Raw genomic sequence first — 16,820 nt, forward strand, 5'->3', positions numbered from 1 at the left:
AAGGAGATCGCCATGAGCAGGTTCGTCTTCATCTACCGGGCCGCCGGTCGTGGGCAGTCAGGGCTCGACCTCCCGGCCGAGCAGCTCGACGCCATCAACCAGGAGTGGCTCGCATGGTCACAGCGGGTCGGCGACCGCATGGTCGACTTCGGCAACCCACTGGCGTCGGGCACGCGGGTCACACCGGAGAGTGAGTCACCGAGCAGTTCGGACGTGGTCGGCTACACCATCGTCGAGGCCGACGACCTCGAAGCAGCGCTGGACCTGGCACGCGACCACCCCCACCTCAAGACGCCGGGCGACTGCACGATCGACGTGCAGGAGGCGCAGCCCGTGCCGGGCACCTGAGCCTCGGTCCCACCCAGGTCAGTGTCGTTCGCGCAACCGGGCGTTCGGCAGCGTCGGGGCCGGGATGGGCTGGAGGTGGTCGTCGACGACGATGCCGAATCGCCCGTCGGCGACCACTTGCCCATCCGGGACGACGGCACCCTCACGGGTGATCTGGGCCTGCCACTCCTCGCGGAACTGCACGATCTCCTCATGGGTGCGGCCGACGAAGTTCCACCACATCACGATCGCCTCACCCAGTGGCTCGCCGCCGAGCAAGAGCAGCCGCGAGTCGTCGTACGCCGTGAGCTCGATGCTGCTGCAACCGGGGGCCAGGTAGGCCAGCTCGGCCGGCTTGAGGTCCTGGCCGGCGACCGACAGGGAGCCCGAGTCGAGCAGGACGCCGTGCTCGAAGCCGGCCTCGACGTCGAGGGTGAGCGTGGTGCCCTGCGCGAGGAGCAGCTCCGCGCCGAGCAGCGGGGTGTGCGTCGGGACCGGCGAGGTGTCGCCGAGCAGGGAGCCCAGGAAGACGCGTGCCTCCCAGCCGGGCCCGGTGACCGGGGTCGGCGCGTGGTGGGCGAAGCCGGGCTCGGCGTCGCGAGTGGCCGACGGCAGGGCCACCCACAGCTGGGCACCGTGCAGCGTCGTGGTGTCGGGGGTGGAGACCTCGGAGTGGCTGATTCCCCGCCCGGCGGTCATCAGGTTCACCTCGCCGGGGCGCACCATCGCGTGGTTTCCCGCACTGTCGCGGTGCTCGATCTCGCCGGTGAACAGCCAGCTGACCGTCTGCAGGCCGGTGTGCGGGTGCGGGGCCACCGACATGCCGCCGGTGTCGGCGACCCGGTCGGGCCCGTAGTGGTCCACGAAGCACCAGGCCCCGATCAGGGACCGCTGTCGTTGCGGGAGCGTGCGTCGTACCGGCATCGCCCGAAGGCCGCCCAACGGCACCTCGCGGGGGGTCAGCACCTCGACCGGCGCGTCCGGTGCGGACTCCCGCAGGACGACTTCTCCCGGGTCGCGTTCCTGGTTGCTCATGTCTCCAGTCTTGCGCAGCCGTCAACCCGCCGCTCACACCCCGTTCACGGCCCCGGGGCATGGTGGCCACCATGCGGATCGCCCAGCTCGCCAACTTCGTCGGTCCGGCCTCAGGTGGCATGAAGACCGCGATCGCGGCCCTCGGAGCGGGCTACGCGGCGGCCGGCGCCGAGCGGCTCCTGCTGGTGCCCGGCCCGTACGACGCACGCGAGCACACGGACTCCGGTGAGGTCGTGCAGTTCCGGGCGCCGAAGGTCGGTGGCGGCTACCGGCTGATCCTCGAGCCCTGGCGGGTGATCAGCGAGCTCGAGGCGTTCGCGCCCACCTCGGTGGAGATCAACGACAAGTCCACCCTGCTGCCGGTCACCCGGTGGGCCCGGCGCAAGGGCGTCGGGTCGGTGCTGTTCTCCCACGAGCGTCTCGACGCGATGCTCGGCCTGCGCACCGGCTTCGAGACCTCGGCGAAGGTCTCGATCGGCCTCTACAACCGCCTGTTGGTGCGCCAGTTCGACACCGTCGTGGTCACGTCGCGCTACGCCGAGCACGAGTTCGGCTCGGCAGCCGCCGCGGTCGGGACACCGCTCGTGCGGGTGCCGCTCGGCGTGGACCTCGACCTCTTCACCCCCGGCCCGGGCACGACTGCCGGGCCGCTGCGCCTCGTCCACGTCGGCCGGCTCAGCCGCGAGAAGAGCCCGCACCTCGCCGTCGCCACGGCCGTGGAGCTGCACCGCCGCGGCGTACCCGTCCGGCTCGACGTGTACGGCGACGGCCCGCACCGCGACGAGCTCGAGGCACTCGCGGGCCGGGCGCCGGTGACCTTCCACGGCCACGTCGCCGACCGGGTGCGACTGGCGCAGCTGATCGGCGAGGCCGACATCGCCCTCTCGGCCTGTCCGGGCGAGACGTTCGGCCTGGCCGTGCTCGAGGCGCTGGCCTGTGGCACTCCAGTCGTGACGGCCTCCACGGGCGGCGCCAGCGAGCTCGTCGACACGAGGTCCGGCGAACACGGGGGCGCGGACCCGGCCAGCCTCGCGGACGCCGTGCAACGCCTGGCCGCCCGGGACCCGGCGACCCGGCGCACGGCGGCGCGCACGCGGGCCGAGTCGTTCCCGTGGCAGGCCGCGGTCGACCACATGCTCACCGTGCACGCGGGGCTGTCGGCGGATCGGTCGCTGGCCACGGCCTGAACGCGGGCGCAGTCGTGAGGTACTCCTCACGGAATAGTGGAGTCGGGGCGGCGAGTTGCCCCCACATGACGTCTTTGTTCGACCCCCTCGACCTCGGTGCCACCCGCACCGCCAACCGTGTCTTCATGGCGCCGCTGACCCGGATGCGCGCGACCGCTCCCGGCGACGTGCCCAACGACCTGATGCGCGACTACTACCTGCAGCGGGCCGGCGCCGGACTGGTGATCAGCGAGGGCACCCAGATCTCCCCCGAGGGCAAGGGGTACGCCGACACCCCGGGCATCCACAGCGCCGAGCAGGTGGCCGGCTGGCGCTCGATCACGGACGCCGTGCACGCGGCCGGTGGCCTGATGGCCGCCCAGCTGTGGCACACCGGCCGGGTCGGCCACGAGTCGCTGCACGACGGGGCCCTGCCGGTCTCGGCGAGCGCCCTCGAGTTCCGCAACCGCACCTCCCTGAAGGACGAGGACGGCAACGTCGTGCGCGCCAACTGCCCGACGCCCCGCGCGCTCGAGACCGACGAGCTGCCGCGCCTGGTCGACGACTACCGACGCTCGGCCCGCAACGCCCGCGACGCCGGCTTCGACCTCGTCGAGGTGCACGCCGCCCACGGCTACCTGCTCCACCAGTTCCTCGCCGAGGGCAGCAACCAGCGCACCGACGGCTACGGCGGCTCCCTGGAGAACCGGGCCCGACTGCTGCTCGAGGTCGTCGACGCGATCATCGACGAGGTGGGTGCCGACCGGGTCGGCGTACGCATCTCCCCCATCGGCAGCTTCAACGGCCTCGACTCCGACGACGACGGCGAGGGCGGGCTGTTCGTCGCCCGCGCACTCGCCGAGCGCGGCATCGCGTTCGTGCACCTCTCGGAGCCCGACTGGGCCGGAGGCCCGTCACTGGACGACCACTTCCGCAGCCAGCTGCGCGAGGCGTTCCCGGGAGTGATCGTCGGCGCCGGCAACTACGACCTGGCCAAGGCCCAGCGCCTACTCGCCGCCGGGCTGGTCGACGCCGCCGCGTTCGGGCGCTCGTTCATCGCCAACCCCGACCTGCCGGCCCGGCTCGAGGCCGGCCTCCCTCTCAACGCGCCGGTGCTGGAGACGTTCTACGGCGGCGGCCACGAGGGCTACACCGACTACCCGGCCCTGGCCGACGCCTGATCCGTGAAGGGCCGTCCAGCGTCCCATGACCGGACACATGTGTCCGCTGTCACGGTCCTGCGCTAGCCTCCGAGCGTGTCCGACTCAACCGCTGTCCCCGTCCCACCGAACCTGTCCCCCGCCTTCACCGGACTGCTCGACGACGCCGCCATCTTCCCGCCCGGCAACAGCCCCCTGGAAGACGCAGTGCCGGCCTTCTTCGGCCGTCGCACCGAGCCCTGGGCCGACCTGGTCGGCTCGTTCGTGGTCAGCGACCACAAGATGCCCGACCTGCGGCCACTCGTCGGCGCCGAGGAGCTGCCGGTGAGCGTCGTGATCGGCGCGGGCGCCGGCGGCATCGCACCCGCGGCCAGCGCGGTGGACCGGCTCGACGGCCTCCGACTGGCCGGACTCGAGGTCGCCCTGCGCGACCCCTCCGACCTGGTCGGCAACGCGCGACGCGTGATCGCCGGCCTCGACCAGGCCCGCGACCTCGGCCTGGTCGACGACGAGGTGGTGGTCTGCGTCGAGCTCCCGCAGGAGGCACCGGGCGCCGGATGGCTGGCCGCTGCCGACGAGATCGCCGCCGCGGACCTGCACCTGAAGTTCCGCACCGGTGGCGTGGAGGCGCACCTCTTCCCGTCCCCCGACGTGCTCGGCGCGTGGATCACTGCGGCCCTCGACCGCGAGTGCGCGTTCAAGTGCACGGCCGGGCTGCACAACGCGGTGCGCCACACCGACCCCGAGACCGGCTTCGCCCACCACGGGTTCCTCAACGTGCTGCTGGCCACCCGCGCCTCACTCGACGGCGACGACCCGGTCGCCGTACTCACCGAGGACGACCCGGCGGCCCTCACGGCCCGCTTCCACGAGCACGGTCACGACACGATGGCCCGCACCCGACGCTGGTTCACCGGCTTCGGGTCGTGCAGCGTGGTCGAGCCCCTCGACGACCTGCACGCGCTGGGCCTTCTGACCAAGGAGTCCGCATGAAGACCTGGGTGCCCGGTGCCGCCGGCTCGGCGTACGACGTCGACAACCTGCCGTACGGCGTCTTCGTGGCCGCCGGCGAGCAGCCGAGGGTCGGCGTGCGCATCGGCGACCTCGTGCTCGACCTCGCACCCGTCGCTGCTGCGGCGATGCTCGAGGAGGCGCACGTCTTCGAGCAGTCGACGCTCAATCCCCTGATGGGGTTGGGGAAGGCCCGCAACGACGCGATTCGCCGGTGGATCGTGGGTCTGCTGGTCGAGCACGCGGGACGGGCAGACGTCGAACCGCATCTGGTACCTCTCGGCGACGTCGAGATGCGGATGCCGTTCGACGTCGGCGACTACGTCGACTTCTATGCCTCCGAGCACCACGCGTCGGCGGTCGGCAAGATCTTCCGCCCCGAACAGGAGCCACTGCTGCCGAACTGGAAGCACCTCCCGGTCGGCTACCACGGTCGCGCCGGCACCGTCGTGCCCAGCGGCACCGACATCGTCCGGCCGATGGGCCAACGGGTCTTGCCAGGCTCGACCACCGGCTCCGCACCCGCGCCGGTGTTCGGTCCCAGCGGCCGGCTCGACATCGAGGCCGAGCTGGGCTTCGTGGTCGGCACCGGTACGACACTCGGCGCGCGGGTGTCGACGGCTGCGTTCGCCGACCACGCGTTCGGCCTGGTCGGGGTCAACGACTGGTCCGCGCGCGACATCCAGGCCTGGGAGTACGTCCCCCTCGGCCCGTTCCTCGGCAAGTCGTTCGCGACCTCGATCTCCACGTGGGTCACTCCGCTGGCCGCCCTCGATGCGGCCTGGGTCGACCTGCCCGGCCAGGACCCCGAGCCGCTGCCGTACCTCCAGGTCGACGGCAGGGCCGGGCTCGACATCTCCATCGAGGTGTCGGTCAACGGCCACGTGGTCAGCCGGCCGCCGTATCGGTCGATGTACTGGTCCCCCGCGCAGATGCTGGCCCACCTGACCGTCAACGGTGCGTCAGTGCGCACCGGCGACCTGTGGGCCTCGGGCACCGTGTCCGGCCCGGTGCCCGAGGAGCGCGGATCGTTCCTGGAGCTCAGCTGGGGTTGGCGCGAGCCGTTCGCGGTCGGCGACCAGGAGCGCCTCGCGCTCGAGGACGGCGACGAGGTCACGCTCACCTACACGGCCCCCGGCACGCTCGGCGGCCGGATCGCGCTCGGCGAGGTGACCGGCCGGATCGTGCCCGCCCGCCCCTGACCCGGTCGGTCCGGGCGGTCGCGCCCGACCGAACCCAACCTGGCCGCCCCTAGGTAGTGCGGTCCGACTGGACCAACTCGCCTCGCCCACTCGGTCCGATCGGACGCAGTGCGAGGCCTACTCGGTCCAATCGGACCGAGTGAGGTCACCAGTTGGTCCGATCGGGCCCGAGCACCTAGCAGCGGCCGGGTCACTTCCTGGCCGACATTCCGTCGCACCGGACCTGCCATCGCCCGACCGGGCCGGCAGCGCTTGAGGCTTCGACCTGCCTGAAGCGCGGGGTCAGGTGCCGATGGTGGTGCGGACGGCGTACAGCTCGGGGAAGAACGTCAGCTCCAGGGCCTTCTTGAGGAACGGCGCGCCGCTCGAGCCGCCGGTGCCGGTCTTCATGCCGATGATCCGCTCGACGGTCTTGAGGTGCCGGAAGCGCCACAGCTGGAAGTTGTCCTCGAGGTCGACGAGCTCCTCGCAGGTCTCGTACGCCGACCAGTTGTGGGAGGCATCCGCGTAGATCGAGGCCAGGACAGGCACGAGGTCCTCGCGGAAGGTCCACGCCTTGGTGACGTCGCGCTCGAGGATGTCCGCCGGGATCGGGTAGCCGTGGCGCGCCAGGTAGCGCAGGAACTCGTCGTAGAGGGACGGCGCCTCGAGTGCCCGGCGGACGCCCTCCTGGGCGACGGGTTCGGCGTCGAAGACCTTGAGCATCGCCGCGTTCTTGTTGCCGAGGGTGAACTCGACCGCGCGGTACTGCCAGGACTGGAAGCCGCTGGAGTTGCCCAGCGCGTCGCGGAACTCGGCGTACTCACTGGGTGTCAGGGTGGCCAGCACCGACCACTGCTCGGTGAGCGTCTTCTGGATGTGCTTGACCCGGGCCACGCTCTTGAGCGCCGGGGCCAGGTCGTCGTCGCGCAGCAGGGCGCAGGCCCGCTCGAGCTCGTGGAGCACCAGCTTGAGCCAGAGCTCGGTGGTCTGGTGCTGCACGATGAACAGCAGCTCGTCGGGGTGCACCGGATCGCTGACCGGGCGCTGCGCCGAGAGCAGGGTCGGCAGGTCGAGGTAGCCGCCGTAGCTCATCCGCTCGCTGAAGTCGGTGACGACGGTGTCCTCGATGGCGCGGGTGTTGGCGTCGACACCTCGGTCGGATTCAGTCATGTGGCTCCCTCCGCGAGCCACCGTAGCGGGTGGGAGCCCGGGCGTAGGCTGCCGAGCGTGAAGCCCCTCGGCCAGCACCCGGCACCCAGCCACGTGATCGCCCACCTCAGTGACCCGCAGATGCTCGCCGGCCGGCCGCTCTACGGCAAGGTCGACACCGAGGCCCGGCTCCGTGAAGCCCTCGAGCGGCTGCCCGCGCTCGACCCGCCGCCGCAGGCGATCGTGTTCACCGGCGACCTCGCCGACCGCGGAGAGCCGAAGGCGTACGCCGCCCTGCGAGCACTGGTCGAACCGGTCGCGCAGCAGTGTGGCGCGCAGGTGATCTGGGTGATGGGCAACCACGACGAGCGGGCGGCGTACGCCGAGGGGCTGCTCGACCGCGCGCCCACCGACGAGACCCAGGACGAGGTGCACGACGTCGACGGGCTGCGGGTCATCTCTCTCGACACCAGCGTGCCGGGCTACCACCATGGCGAGATCAGCGCCGAACAGCTCGCCTGGCTGGCCGACGTGCTCGCCACTCCGGCGCGCCACGGCACCCTGCTCGCCCTGCACCACCCGCCGATCCCGGTGCCGATGCTGGAGGCGGCGGCGCTGATCGAGCTGCACGACCAGGCGGCCCTGGCCGAGGTCATCCGTGGCACCGACGTCCGCGGCATCATCGGCGGGCACTTCCACTACACCTCGTGGTCGACGTTCGCCGGCGTACCGGTCTCGGTGGCGTCGTCCACCTGCTACACCGAGGACCCGGCGGCGGTCGACCGGTTGACCTCCGGTGTCGACGGCCACCAGGCGTTCACGATGCTGCACCTCTATGAGGACGCCGTGGTGCACAGCGTGGTGCCGGTTCCGGGGGCACCCGAGATCGTCGGGCACCCCGCCGAGCTGGCCGAACAGCTCGAGGCGCTGGCCCCGGAGGAGCTGTTCGAGCTGGTGTCGAGCAAGGAGTCAGCGCTCTACGCCGACGGGCTCTGAGGCCTCGGTCCGGACCGCCGCACGGGTCCGCGCGAGGAGCAGCACCAGCGCCAGGGCGGCCCACAGGTAGGCGTTGCCGACCGCCTGCTGCAGTGGCGACCACGCCAGCTCGAGGTCGTCGCGGTGCGGTGGCCACCAGATGCAGCCGGACACGAACACGAGCGACCACGAGGCGGCCGCCCACCGGCGACCCGATCGGGCCAGCACGATCGCGGTCGGCACGGCCCAGGCCCAGTGGTGGCTCCACGAGATCGGTGAGGCCAGCAGCATCGCGATCGCCGCGACACAGGTGGCCAGGGCCGGGTCACCGCGACGCCACGTGCGGGCGGCCAGCAGCAGGACCGGTCCCGCGATCGCGCCGGCGACCAGGAACCAGACGGCCGTCGACGGCTCCCCGCCGGCCAGCCGGGTGAGCCCTCCCAGGACCGACTGGTTGCTGGAGTAGGGCACCCCGCCGACCCGGCCCGGGTCCCACAGCACGTGGCTCCAGTACGCCGAGGACGCGAGCGGCAGCAGGGCGAATCCGAGTGCGACGGTGACCAGGAAGGTGAGCCCGGCGATCGCGGCCTGGTGCCGCCGCCCGATGAGCACGAGGAACACCACGAACACCAACGGGGTCAGCTTGATGCCGGCGACCAGCCCGATCAGGGCCCCGCTCCACCGACGCCCCGGGCCGAGCAGGTCGACCAGGATCGCGGCCATCAGCAGCAGGTTGACCTGGCCGAAAAGCAGGTTCGCCCAGATCGGCTCGAAGGCCAAGGCACCCAGCACCAGCCCCGGGACGACGTACGACGACCGCGGTCGACCGTGCGACGCAAGCAAGAGGGTGATCGTGACGGCGAGGGCCAACACGCTGATGCTGGTCCACAGACCGACCGCGAGCGGGAACGGCAGCAGTGCCGGCCCGGTCATCAACAGCGCGGCGAACGGCGGGTAGGTGAACGGCAGGCCGGTGCCGGCCTCGCCCAGCTCGTAGAGCGGCAGGTCGTCGAGCACGGAGAGCCCGCCGAAGCGGTAGACGGCCAGGTCGACGAAGCCACCGTGCTCCGCCGCGACCATGGCCACCATCCCGGCCAGCCAGGCCAGGCTGCCGACGAGCACCAGCGACCGCCGCTGCTGGACACCGAGGCCGGACCGCGCCGTCATGGGACCGGCAGCCACTCGGCGTCGGCGATCTTCTCGAGGCGCTCACGGGCCCGCCTGGTGAGGAGCAGGAGCGGCACCAGCAGGGCGACGTACGAGCAGCCCATCACGATCGCCAGGTAGGCGCCGTGCAGCGAGGAGTCGAGCGGGGCGACCAGGCCGAGGATCACCGAGACCGCGAGCAGCGCGGTGGTGGCCAGCCGGGAGAGCTTGAGGCAGGCCAGGAAAGGCACCAGCCAGAGGAAGTACCACAGGTGCACGACCGGACTGAGCAGGATCGTGGCCGAGACCAGCACGACGACGGCCTGCACGGCCCCCTTGCGCCCGCCGGTCGGGGCCCGGAGGGCGACCCACGCGAAGGCGACGAGACTGAGCAGGGTGGCCAGGTGGCGCACCCGGTCCAGGAACCAGGCGGGCTCGAGACCGAGGCCGAGCTGCTGCGCCGACCAGTCGAGGAAGCCGCCGAGCACGGTGGGTGCCGACAGCGGCGTGTTCACGGTGCCGGGCACCGAGAGCGAGTCGACCCAGCCGGCGCCCAGGCCCCAGACCGCACCGAGGCCGAACAGCACGCCGAGCGAGATCGCACCGACCCCGGCGAACCGACGCAGCCGGGCGACCATCGATGCGGCCACCGGCAGCGAGACCAGCACGACCGCGATGCAGACCAGGCCACCGGGCAGCTTGACCGCAGCGGCCAGACCACCCAACAGGGCGCCCCACTGCCAACCGCGCTCGACGGTGACGACCAGGGCGGCGGCCATCAGGCCCACCATCAGCAGGTCGTTGTGCAGGCCGCCGACACCGTTGGCGACCATCAGCGGCGAGGCCAGCACGACGACACTGGCCAGTGCCGGGTTGGCACCGCACCACGAGGCCAGCCGCGGCACGGCCCAGGCCAGCAGCACGAGGCCGATGACGGCGATGCCGCGGTGGGCGACGACCAGCAGCCACGGGTTGCCGGTGAACCGGGCGGCCAGATCGCCGAGGATCAGGGGCAGCGGGCCGTACGGCGTGGGCGTGTCCATCCAGCGCGGGTCGACGGCGTTCACGATCGGGCCGCGCAACAGCGAAGGCCCGTGGTCGTACGGCGACACGTCGAGCGCGGTCAGCATGCCCTGTGCGGCATAGCTCCACCCGTCACGGGAGAAGAGCGGCGGCGCGATCATCAACGGTGTCGCCCACATCAGGCCGGCGTACCGGACCAGGCCGAGGGCGCCCTCACGCTCGACGCCCTCGGCGTGGGCGACGTACCGGCACAACGACAGCCAGGCCGCCGCGAGCAGGCCGAGTCCGGTCATGACGAGGGTGAGCCCGGCCATCCGGCCCAGCATGTGCTCGCGCAGCTCCACGACCACGTCGAGGTAGAGCAGCCGCGCCGTGTCCGGGAGCGGGGACACCAGCAGGCCACCGAGAAGGACCAGGAAGGACCCGGTCAGACCACGCGCGATCATGGCGATGACGCTAGGGACGTCCCGCTACCGCACGGGGTCGCCCGGGCGAACGACACTCCAACTTCGGACGATCAGACGCCCTCGTTGTCCGAGAAGCCCGGGTGCACGAAAGGCTCGCCGCGCTGCATCTTCTCGACCGCGCCGGGGTGGACCCGGTGGAGATGCGCGATCGCCTTGCGCCGGTAGCGCAGGATCTGCGAGGCGCCGCCGATCCAGAAGACGTACTGCGCGCACAGCGCGACCCGGAAGTCCCCCAGGTCGTACGCCGAGGCGCCGCGTGGTTCGCGCCAGTCGAGGATCACCCCGATCAGCGCCATGGTCAGCAGGGAGGCGAGGAAGCCGCCGATGTTGACCAGGCTGGTGGCCCGGCCGAGCGACTCCTCGGGGGTGAAGCTGCGGGCCAGGTCGAAGCCGACCATCGAGGCCGGGCCTCCGGAGCCGGTCAGGCAGACCAGGACGACGAGCAAGGGCAGCGGCGCCGGACCGTTCCAGAGCAGGACGACGGTCCACACGATCGCCATCGCCGCAACGATCGACAGCACGATCCAGGAGCGGTAGAACGGGTAGCGCGTCACCAGCTTGCCGAGCACGATGCCGCTGACCACGATCCAGCCGGTCATCACGGTCAGGAGGGTGCCCGCCATCTCGGCGGACAGTCCCTGACCACGCACGAGGAACGGAAACCCCCACAACAGGGTGAACACCGTCACCGAGAACTGCGAGGTGAAGTGCGACCACATGCCCAACCGGGTGCCCGGGTTGCCCCACACCAGCTGCACCGAGCGCGCGAGCGCCCGGACCTTGATGCGCACCGGCTCGGACCGCTGGTAGGGCGAGTCCTTGACCACCACCAGTACGCCGACCAGCAGCACCACGCCCAACGACGAGGCGAAGGCGAAGGTCTTCGTCCAGCCGAGGCTGTGCAGGGCCAGGGTCAGTGGGGCCGCGGCGACGATGGAGCCCATCTGCCCGATCTGGCCGGTCAGCTGGGTGATCATCGCGCCCTGCCTGACCAGGAACCAGGCGGTGACCAGGCGCAGCACGCTGACGAACACCATCGCGTCGCCGGCGCCGAGGATCGCCCGAGCCACCACGGCCAGGCCGAACGAGGTGGTGAAGGCGAACAGCAGCTGGCCCAGGGTCATCGTGACCAGGCCCGCGATCAGCAGGACGCGGGACCCGTAGCGGTCGAGCAGCACGCCGACCGGGATCTGCATGCCCGCGTAGACGACCAGCTGCAGCACGGTGAAGAAGGCCAGCTGGGTGCCGCTGATGTCGAACCGCTCGGTCGCGATCAGCCCGGCCACGCCCAGCGAGCTGCGGTGGAAGACGGCGAGGACGTAGACCGCCACCGCCACCGCCCAGATGCCCCAGGCCCGCCGTCGGCCGATGTCGTGCAGCTGGACGCGTTCCGGAGTCATGGCACCCATCGTCCTCCGCTGCGGAATCGGCGGTGAATCACCCTCTCGGATAAAGTGCAGAAAGTCACGTGAGTAACGTTATTTCAGCCGAACCTCAATCCAGCCGAACGCAAATCCAGGAGTGCGACATGGGTGCCAACCGACGTCATCGACCGACCGTGGTGATCGCCGGGGGCGGTGCGGCCGGATCACTCGTGGCGCTGCACCTGGTGCGCAGTGCCAACCGGCGCTCGGCCGGCCTCGACCTGGTCATGGTCGACCCCGTCGACCGCTGGGGCCGCGGCGTCGCATTCGGCACCACCCACGACCAGCACCTGCTCAACGTGCCCGCCTCCGGGATGAGTGCGCTTCCGGAGGACCCGGGCCACTTCGTCAACTGGCGGCACCGCGACGACCCGGAGGCCCCGCGTGCGGCTTACGTCTTCGCGCCGCGCAAGCAGTTCGGCCGCTACCTCGACGAGACCCTCACCGAAGCCTTGCAGGCCTCGCTCGGCGAGACCACGCTGCGCCACGTCCGCAAGCCCGCGACCGCGATCAGGCGCACCACCCAGGGTGCTGCCCTGGTCACCGGCGACGGCTGCGAGCTGTCCGGCGACGCCGTCGTCATCGCGACCGGGCTCCCTGCCGCCGGCCACGCCTGGGCGCCCGACTCCCTGCGCGACTCGGCGTTCTTCGTGCCCGACCCGTGGGCCCCCGGCGCGTTGGACGTCGTACGGCGGTCCGCGAGCGGTCCGGCCGACGTCCTGCTCGTCGGCGCCGGCCTGACCATGGTCGACGTGGCCCTGTCGCTGACCGGACCGGGCAACCGCGACGACCGGGTGCTGCACGCAGTCTCGCGGCACGGGCGGCTGCCGTCACCGCACGCCGCGGAGCTGCAGCTGGCGGCGATCCCCGACATCTCCGACTGGGGCAGCTCGCTTGCCGACCTGCGTCGCGAGGTGGCCCGGCACCTGGCCGAGGTCAGCGACACGACCGGCGACTGGCGCCCGGCGATGGACGGGCTGCGGTTCCGCATCTCGGCCTTGTGGGAGCGGCTCAGCGAGGCCGAGCGCGAGGAGTTCCTGGCCGACGACGCCGGCGCCTGGAACGTGATGCGCCACCGCATGCCGCCGACCAGCGCCTCGCACCTCGACGTCCTGCAGGCCGACGGACGGCTCCGCGTGGGCACCGGCCAGGTCGTCTCCGCCGAGGCGCTCCCGACCGGCGGGCTTCGCGTGGGCCTGGCCGACGACGGGGAGACGCGCTTCGTCGAGGTCGGCTGGGTGGTCAACTGCACCGGCCCCCAGGCCGACATCCGGCTGCTCGGCAACCCGCTGCTCGACGACCTGCTCCGCCCGCGCGGCGGTGGCGCCCTGGCCGTGGCGGCCACGGCGGGCATGGGCGTGCGCACCGAGCACGGCCGGATCCTCGACTCCTCCGGCAACGCCGACGCGCCGCTGTGGACGCTCGGCGCGCTGCGTCGAGGCGAGCTCTGGGAGTCGACCGCGATCCCCGAGATCCGCACCCAGGCCCTGGCCGTGGCGACGGCCGTCCTCGACGCGGTCGCGCCGCTCCCCCGCCGCCTGTCCGACGGACGCCTGGTCAGCGGGCACCACCCGGTGGCCCGCCCGCGCGACCCGCTCGGCCTCCCGCTGTCGACCACCGCCGAGGCGGCGACGGCGTACAACGCCGGCCTGGAGCGGGTGATGAAGGTGCAGTCCGGCGGCGAGGAGCTGATCCGTGAGGCCGCCCTGCTCGACCCCGACTTCGCGTTGGCGCACGCCGCGCTGGCCATGCTGGGCCACGAGGCCGGCGCCGACGCCGACGTGAAGGCGTCGCTGGAGGCGGCCCGGAAGGCGGTGCGCAAACGCGGCGACGACCGTGAGCGCAGCCTCGTCGACGTGGTCGGCCTGCGGGTCAAGGACGTACGCCGCACCGGCGCGCAGGCGTTGATGGCCCACATCAGCGAGCACCCACGCGACGTGCTGGCGGTGTCGGCCGCCGTGCCGACGATCGCGTTCTCCGGCGTCACCGACGTGCAGCAGGAGGCGTGGGACCTCGTCGACGGCCTCGCCCCCGCGTACGGCGACCACTGGTGGTACATCTCGCTGCTCGCGTTCACCCGCCAGGACCAGTCGCGCTTCGACGAGGCCGGACTGCTCGCGGAAAGCGCCCTGTCGTGCGAGCCGTCGTCGGGCCACGCGGTGCACGCACAGACGCACGTGCTCTACGAGACCGGACAGCACGAGACCGGTCGGGTCTGGCTCGACCACTGGGTCACCGAGAGCGGCCGGTCGGCCAGCCACGGCGCCCACTTCTCCTGGCACGCCGCGCTGCACGAGCTGGCCCTGGGCGACACCGAGGCGGTCCGGCGTCGCTACTACTCGCAGCTCGCACCGCCGACGGTGTGCGGCGTACGGTCCCTGATCGACGCGGCGTCCCTGCTCTGGCGCTGGCGGGTGACCACCACCGACTGGGACGCGGCGGTCGCCGCCGGGCTGCCCGACCGGGCGGGCTCGGCGTTCGCCGGCGAGGCCGCGCCGCCGCCGATCGAGCCAGTCCTCGAGGCGCTCGACCACGACCTGCTGGCGAAGCCGCAGACCCCGTTCGTGGCGCTGCACGCCGCCATCGCGTTGGCCGCCGCCGGCGAGCGCCAGCGTCTGGCCGACCTCGGACACCACTGCCGGCGCTCACGCGACAACACCGTCCGCACCATCGTGGCCGCGGTCTGCGACGCCCTCGGGGCAGCCGTGGAGGCGCGGTGGGCCGAGGCCGCCTCGCTGATCGCCGACGTGCTGCCGGTGCTGGTCAAGGTGGGCGGCTCGGCGGCCCAGCGCGACGTGATCGAGGAGACCATGCTGCTGTGCCTGGTCAACGCCGGTGATGCGGCGCGGGCCACGTCGGTGCTGAGCGGCCGGCTGGACCGGCGTACGTCGCCGATCGACCAGCGCCGCCTCGACTCCCTCACCCTCCACCGACCCGTCGTGAGTTCCAGTTGACCTGTCGCCAGTTCTGATCGACCTGTCGCCAGTTCGCGAAACTCACGACGGGTCACCAAGAACTGGCGACGGGTCGATCGGGCGTAGGCTCCGACGCTGCACCGCAAGACAGCAGGCCAACGAGAGGGCACACCATGGTCGCCAGCCGGGCAGCGCGTGAGAAGAAGGCCGCCGCACAGGCGGGCCCTCTCGCACGGGTGAAGATCGACCTCGACGACGACGACCAGTTCGTCTACAAGATCACCTGCACCGAGTGCACGGCAAAGGGCCACCGCAAGTGGGCGGCGTACCGACCCGGCGGCGACAACGGCTTCATGGCCGCGATGGACCGCTGGATCTTCCACCTGCGCGAGAAGCACCCGGACGAGGACGCGCCCTGCCTCGAGTTCCTGCCGGCGGCGCAGGAGCGCCTGCACCAACGCCGCGGCTGAACGTTTCGTGCGTCTGGAGCGCCCCTGTTGACACTGTGCACCCGGCCGGTGGGGTGCAAAGCGTCATGGACAGCGCGTTACATGGGGCGAAATGACGAGGGGCCCGCACCCTGCTTGCGCAGGACGCGGGCCCTCGTGCTCACGTGGCAGATGAAGGATTCGAACCTTCGAAGGCGTAAGCCGACGGATTTACAGTCCGCTCCCATTGGCCGCTCGGGCAATCTGCCATGCTTCCCCGACTTGGCCGGGGCGCAGCAAGACGAAAGAATAGCGCAGCACCCGCACAGACGAAAAATGCCGTCGACCCACTCAGACCGACGGCCAACAGAGGAGAAGTCATGGCCGACTCGTCGTTCGACATCGTCAGCAAGATCGACCGCCAGGAGGTCGACAACGCCCTGGGGCAGGCGGCGCGTGAGATCGCCACCCGCTTCGACTTCAAGGGGACCGGCGCCACCATCGAGTGGCAGGGCGACGAGGCCATCGAGATCACCGCCTCGGCCGACGACCGGGCCAGTGCCGTGCTCGACGTCTTCCAGGGCAAGCTGGTCAAGCGCAACCAGAGCCTGAAGATCCTCGACGCCGGCGAGGTGCGCCAGTCCGGCCAGACCTCGAAGATCTCGATCACGCTCAAGGAGGGCATCACCTCCGAGGACGCCAAGAAGATCTCCAAGCTGATCCGCGACGAGGGCCCCAAGGGTGTGAAGGCGCAGATCCAGGGCGACGAGCTCCGCGTCTCCTCCAAGAAGCGCGACGACCTCCAGGCCGTGCAGCAGCTCGTGAAGAGCCAGGACTTCGACTTCGCGGTGCAGTTCACCAACTACCGCTGAGATGAGCCGCAACCCGGAGGCGTCGGTCGAGATCAACGCCTCGCTCGACGTCGTGTGGCGGGTCATGCTCGACACCGCGTCGTACGCCGAGTGGAACCCGTTCGTCGTACGCGCCGACTGCGCCGAACCGCGCGTCGGCGAGCCCATCGTGCTGCACGTGCGGTGGGCCAACGGCAAGGGCACCCGGTCGCCCGAGCGGATCAGCGTCCTCGAGGCACCGTCGACGCAGGACGACGGCACCACCCGGGCCACGCTGGCCTACGTGTTCGAGGGCTGGCCGGCGAAGCTCGGCCTCGTGAGGGGCACCCGGTTCCAGCGCCTGACCCAACGACCCGGCGGCCCCACGACGTACGAAACCGTCGAGGAGTTCACCGGGCCGATGGTGAAGTACGCCGGGCCCGGTCGCGTCGCCGAGGGCTTCCGCAGGCACGCGCAGGCCCTGAAGGAGCGGGCAGAGTCGCTGACCACCTGAGCCCCAGCACCTCCACGACGGGGGCCGACGACTGCTAGGTTCGCAGGACCAGCGATGAGGAGGCCA

15 protein-coding genes and 1 tRNA gene are annotated in these 16,820 nt (G+C 71.5%); 10 read left to right on the forward strand and 6 right to left on the reverse strand.

Annotation, left to right across the window (positions count from 1 at the left end):
- The first annotated feature begins 12 nt into the window (after window positions 1-12).
- Window positions 13-348, forward strand: coding sequence for a YciI family protein (locus ASD30_RS14190; RefSeq protein ID WP_056682536.1), 336 nt, complete (start codon window positions 13-15; stop codon window positions 346-348).
- 18 nt (window positions 349-366) lie between these two features.
- On the opposite strand, the gene ASD30_RS14195 is transcribed toward ASD30_RS14190, so the two are convergent.
- Window positions 367-1,362, reverse strand: a complete 996-nt coding sequence (locus ASD30_RS14195; RefSeq protein WP_056682540.1) for a pirin family protein — start codon at window positions 1,360-1,362, stop codon at window positions 367-369.
- A 71-nt stretch (window positions 1,363-1,433) separates the two neighbouring features.
- Between ASD30_RS14195 and ASD30_RS14200 the strand changes: the two genes are divergently transcribed.
- The 4 genes from ASD30_RS14200 to fahA all read left to right on the forward strand — a co-directional run bounded on the left by ASD30_RS14200 (window position 1,434) and on the right by fahA (window position 5,901).
- On the forward strand, window positions 1,434-2,549 hold the full coding sequence (locus tag ASD30_RS14200; RefSeq protein ID WP_056684990.1) for a glycosyltransferase: 1,116 nt from the start codon (window positions 1,434-1,436) through the stop codon (window positions 2,547-2,549).
- Between the two features lie 65 nt (window positions 2,550-2,614).
- The gene (nemA, locus tag ASD30_RS14205) at window positions 2,615-3,709 is read left to right on the forward strand and encodes an N-ethylmaleimide reductase (RefSeq protein WP_056682543.1); all 1,095 of its coding nucleotides are present in this window, start codon (window positions 2,615-2,617) and stop codon (window positions 3,707-3,709) included.
- Window positions 3,710-3,784: 75 nt separating this feature from the next.
- Window positions 3,785-4,681 carry a hypothetical protein gene (locus ASD30_RS14210; RefSeq protein WP_082563839.1) on the forward strand — a complete coding sequence of 299 codons (897 nt, stop codon included), beginning with the start codon at window positions 3,785-3,787 and terminating at the stop codon, window positions 4,679-4,681.
- Window positions 4,678-5,901: a fumarylacetoacetase gene (fahA, locus tag ASD30_RS14215; protein ID WP_056682546.1), complete on the forward strand. Its 1,224-nt coding sequence runs from the start codon at window positions 4,678-4,680 to the stop codon at window positions 5,899-5,901. The genes ASD30_RS14210 and fahA overlap by 4 nt, the downstream gene beginning before the upstream one ends.
- Window positions 5,902-6,183: 282 nt before the next feature.
- On the opposite strand, the gene kynA is transcribed toward fahA, so the two are convergent.
- Window positions 6,184-7,053, reverse strand: a complete 870-nt coding sequence (kynA, locus tag ASD30_RS14220) for a tryptophan 2,3-dioxygenase (RefSeq protein ID WP_056682550.1) — start codon at window positions 7,051-7,053, stop codon at window positions 6,184-6,186.
- Between the two features lie 57 nt (window positions 7,054-7,110).
- On the opposite strand from kynA, the gene ASD30_RS14225 reads away from it, so the two are divergent.
- Complete coding sequence (locus tag ASD30_RS14225) at window positions 7,111-8,028, forward strand: phosphodiesterase (RefSeq protein WP_056682553.1); 918 nt, start codon at window positions 7,111-7,113, stop codon at window positions 8,026-8,028.
- Here the strand turns inward: ASD30_RS14225 and ASD30_RS14230 are convergent.
- From ASD30_RS14230 to ASD30_RS14240, 3 genes are all read right to left on the reverse strand, one after another.
- Window positions 8,002-9,174: a glycosyltransferase 87 family protein gene (locus ASD30_RS14230; RefSeq protein WP_056682555.1), complete on the reverse strand. Its 1,173-nt coding sequence runs from the start codon at window positions 9,172-9,174 to the stop codon at window positions 8,002-8,004. The two genes, ASD30_RS14225 and ASD30_RS14230, sit on opposite strands and share 27 nt — an antisense overlap.
- Complete coding sequence (gene mptB / locus ASD30_RS14235) at window positions 9,171-10,622, reverse strand: polyprenol phosphomannose-dependent alpha 1,6 mannosyltransferase MptB (RefSeq protein ID WP_056682558.1); 1,452 nt, start codon at window positions 10,620-10,622, stop codon at window positions 9,171-9,173. Before mptB ends, ASD30_RS14230 begins: the two co-directional genes overlap by 4 nt.
- Window positions 10,623-10,693: 71 nt before the next feature.
- On the reverse strand, window positions 10,694-12,043 hold the full coding sequence (locus ASD30_RS14240; RefSeq protein ID WP_056684996.1) for an MFS transporter: 1,350 nt from the start codon (window positions 12,041-12,043) through the stop codon (window positions 10,694-10,696).
- A gap of 128 nt (window positions 12,044-12,171) precedes the next feature.
- Between ASD30_RS14240 and ASD30_RS14245 the strand changes: the two genes are divergently transcribed.
- Both ASD30_RS14245 and ASD30_RS14250 read left to right on the forward strand, forming a co-directional pair.
- Entirely contained in the window at window positions 12,172-15,021 is a 2,850-nt protein-coding gene (locus ASD30_RS14245) for an FAD/NAD(P)-binding protein (RefSeq protein ID WP_056682561.1), read from the forward strand.
- Window positions 15,022-15,155: 134 nt separating this feature from the next.
- Window positions 15,156-15,452: a hypothetical protein gene (locus ASD30_RS14250; protein ID WP_056682564.1), complete on the forward strand. Its 297-nt coding sequence runs from the start codon at window positions 15,156-15,158 to the stop codon at window positions 15,450-15,452.
- A 144-nt stretch (window positions 15,453-15,596) separates the two neighbouring features.
- Here the strand turns inward: ASD30_RS14250 and ASD30_RS14255 are convergent.
- A tRNA-Tyr gene (locus ASD30_RS14255) sits at window positions 15,597-15,679 on the reverse strand.
- A 111-nt stretch (window positions 15,680-15,790) separates the two neighbouring features.
- On the opposite strand from ASD30_RS14255, the gene ASD30_RS14260 reads away from it, so the two are divergent.
- Window positions 15,791-16,282 carry a YajQ family cyclic di-GMP-binding protein gene (locus ASD30_RS14260; protein WP_056682569.1) on the forward strand — a complete coding sequence of 164 codons (492 nt, stop codon included), beginning with the start codon at window positions 15,791-15,793 and terminating at the stop codon, window positions 16,280-16,282.
- A gap of 1 nt (window position 16,283) precedes the next feature.
- A complete protein-coding gene (locus tag ASD30_RS14265; protein WP_056682574.1) occupies window positions 16,284-16,754 on the forward strand; it encodes an SRPBCC domain-containing protein in 471 nt (156 codons plus the stop codon).
- Window positions 16,755-16,820: the final 66 nt, after the last annotated feature.

It is taken from the genome of Nocardioides sp. Root140 (assembly GCF_001426745.1).
Classification (GTDB): Bacteria; Actinomycetota; Actinomycetes; order Propionibacteriales; family Nocardioidaceae; genus Nocardioides.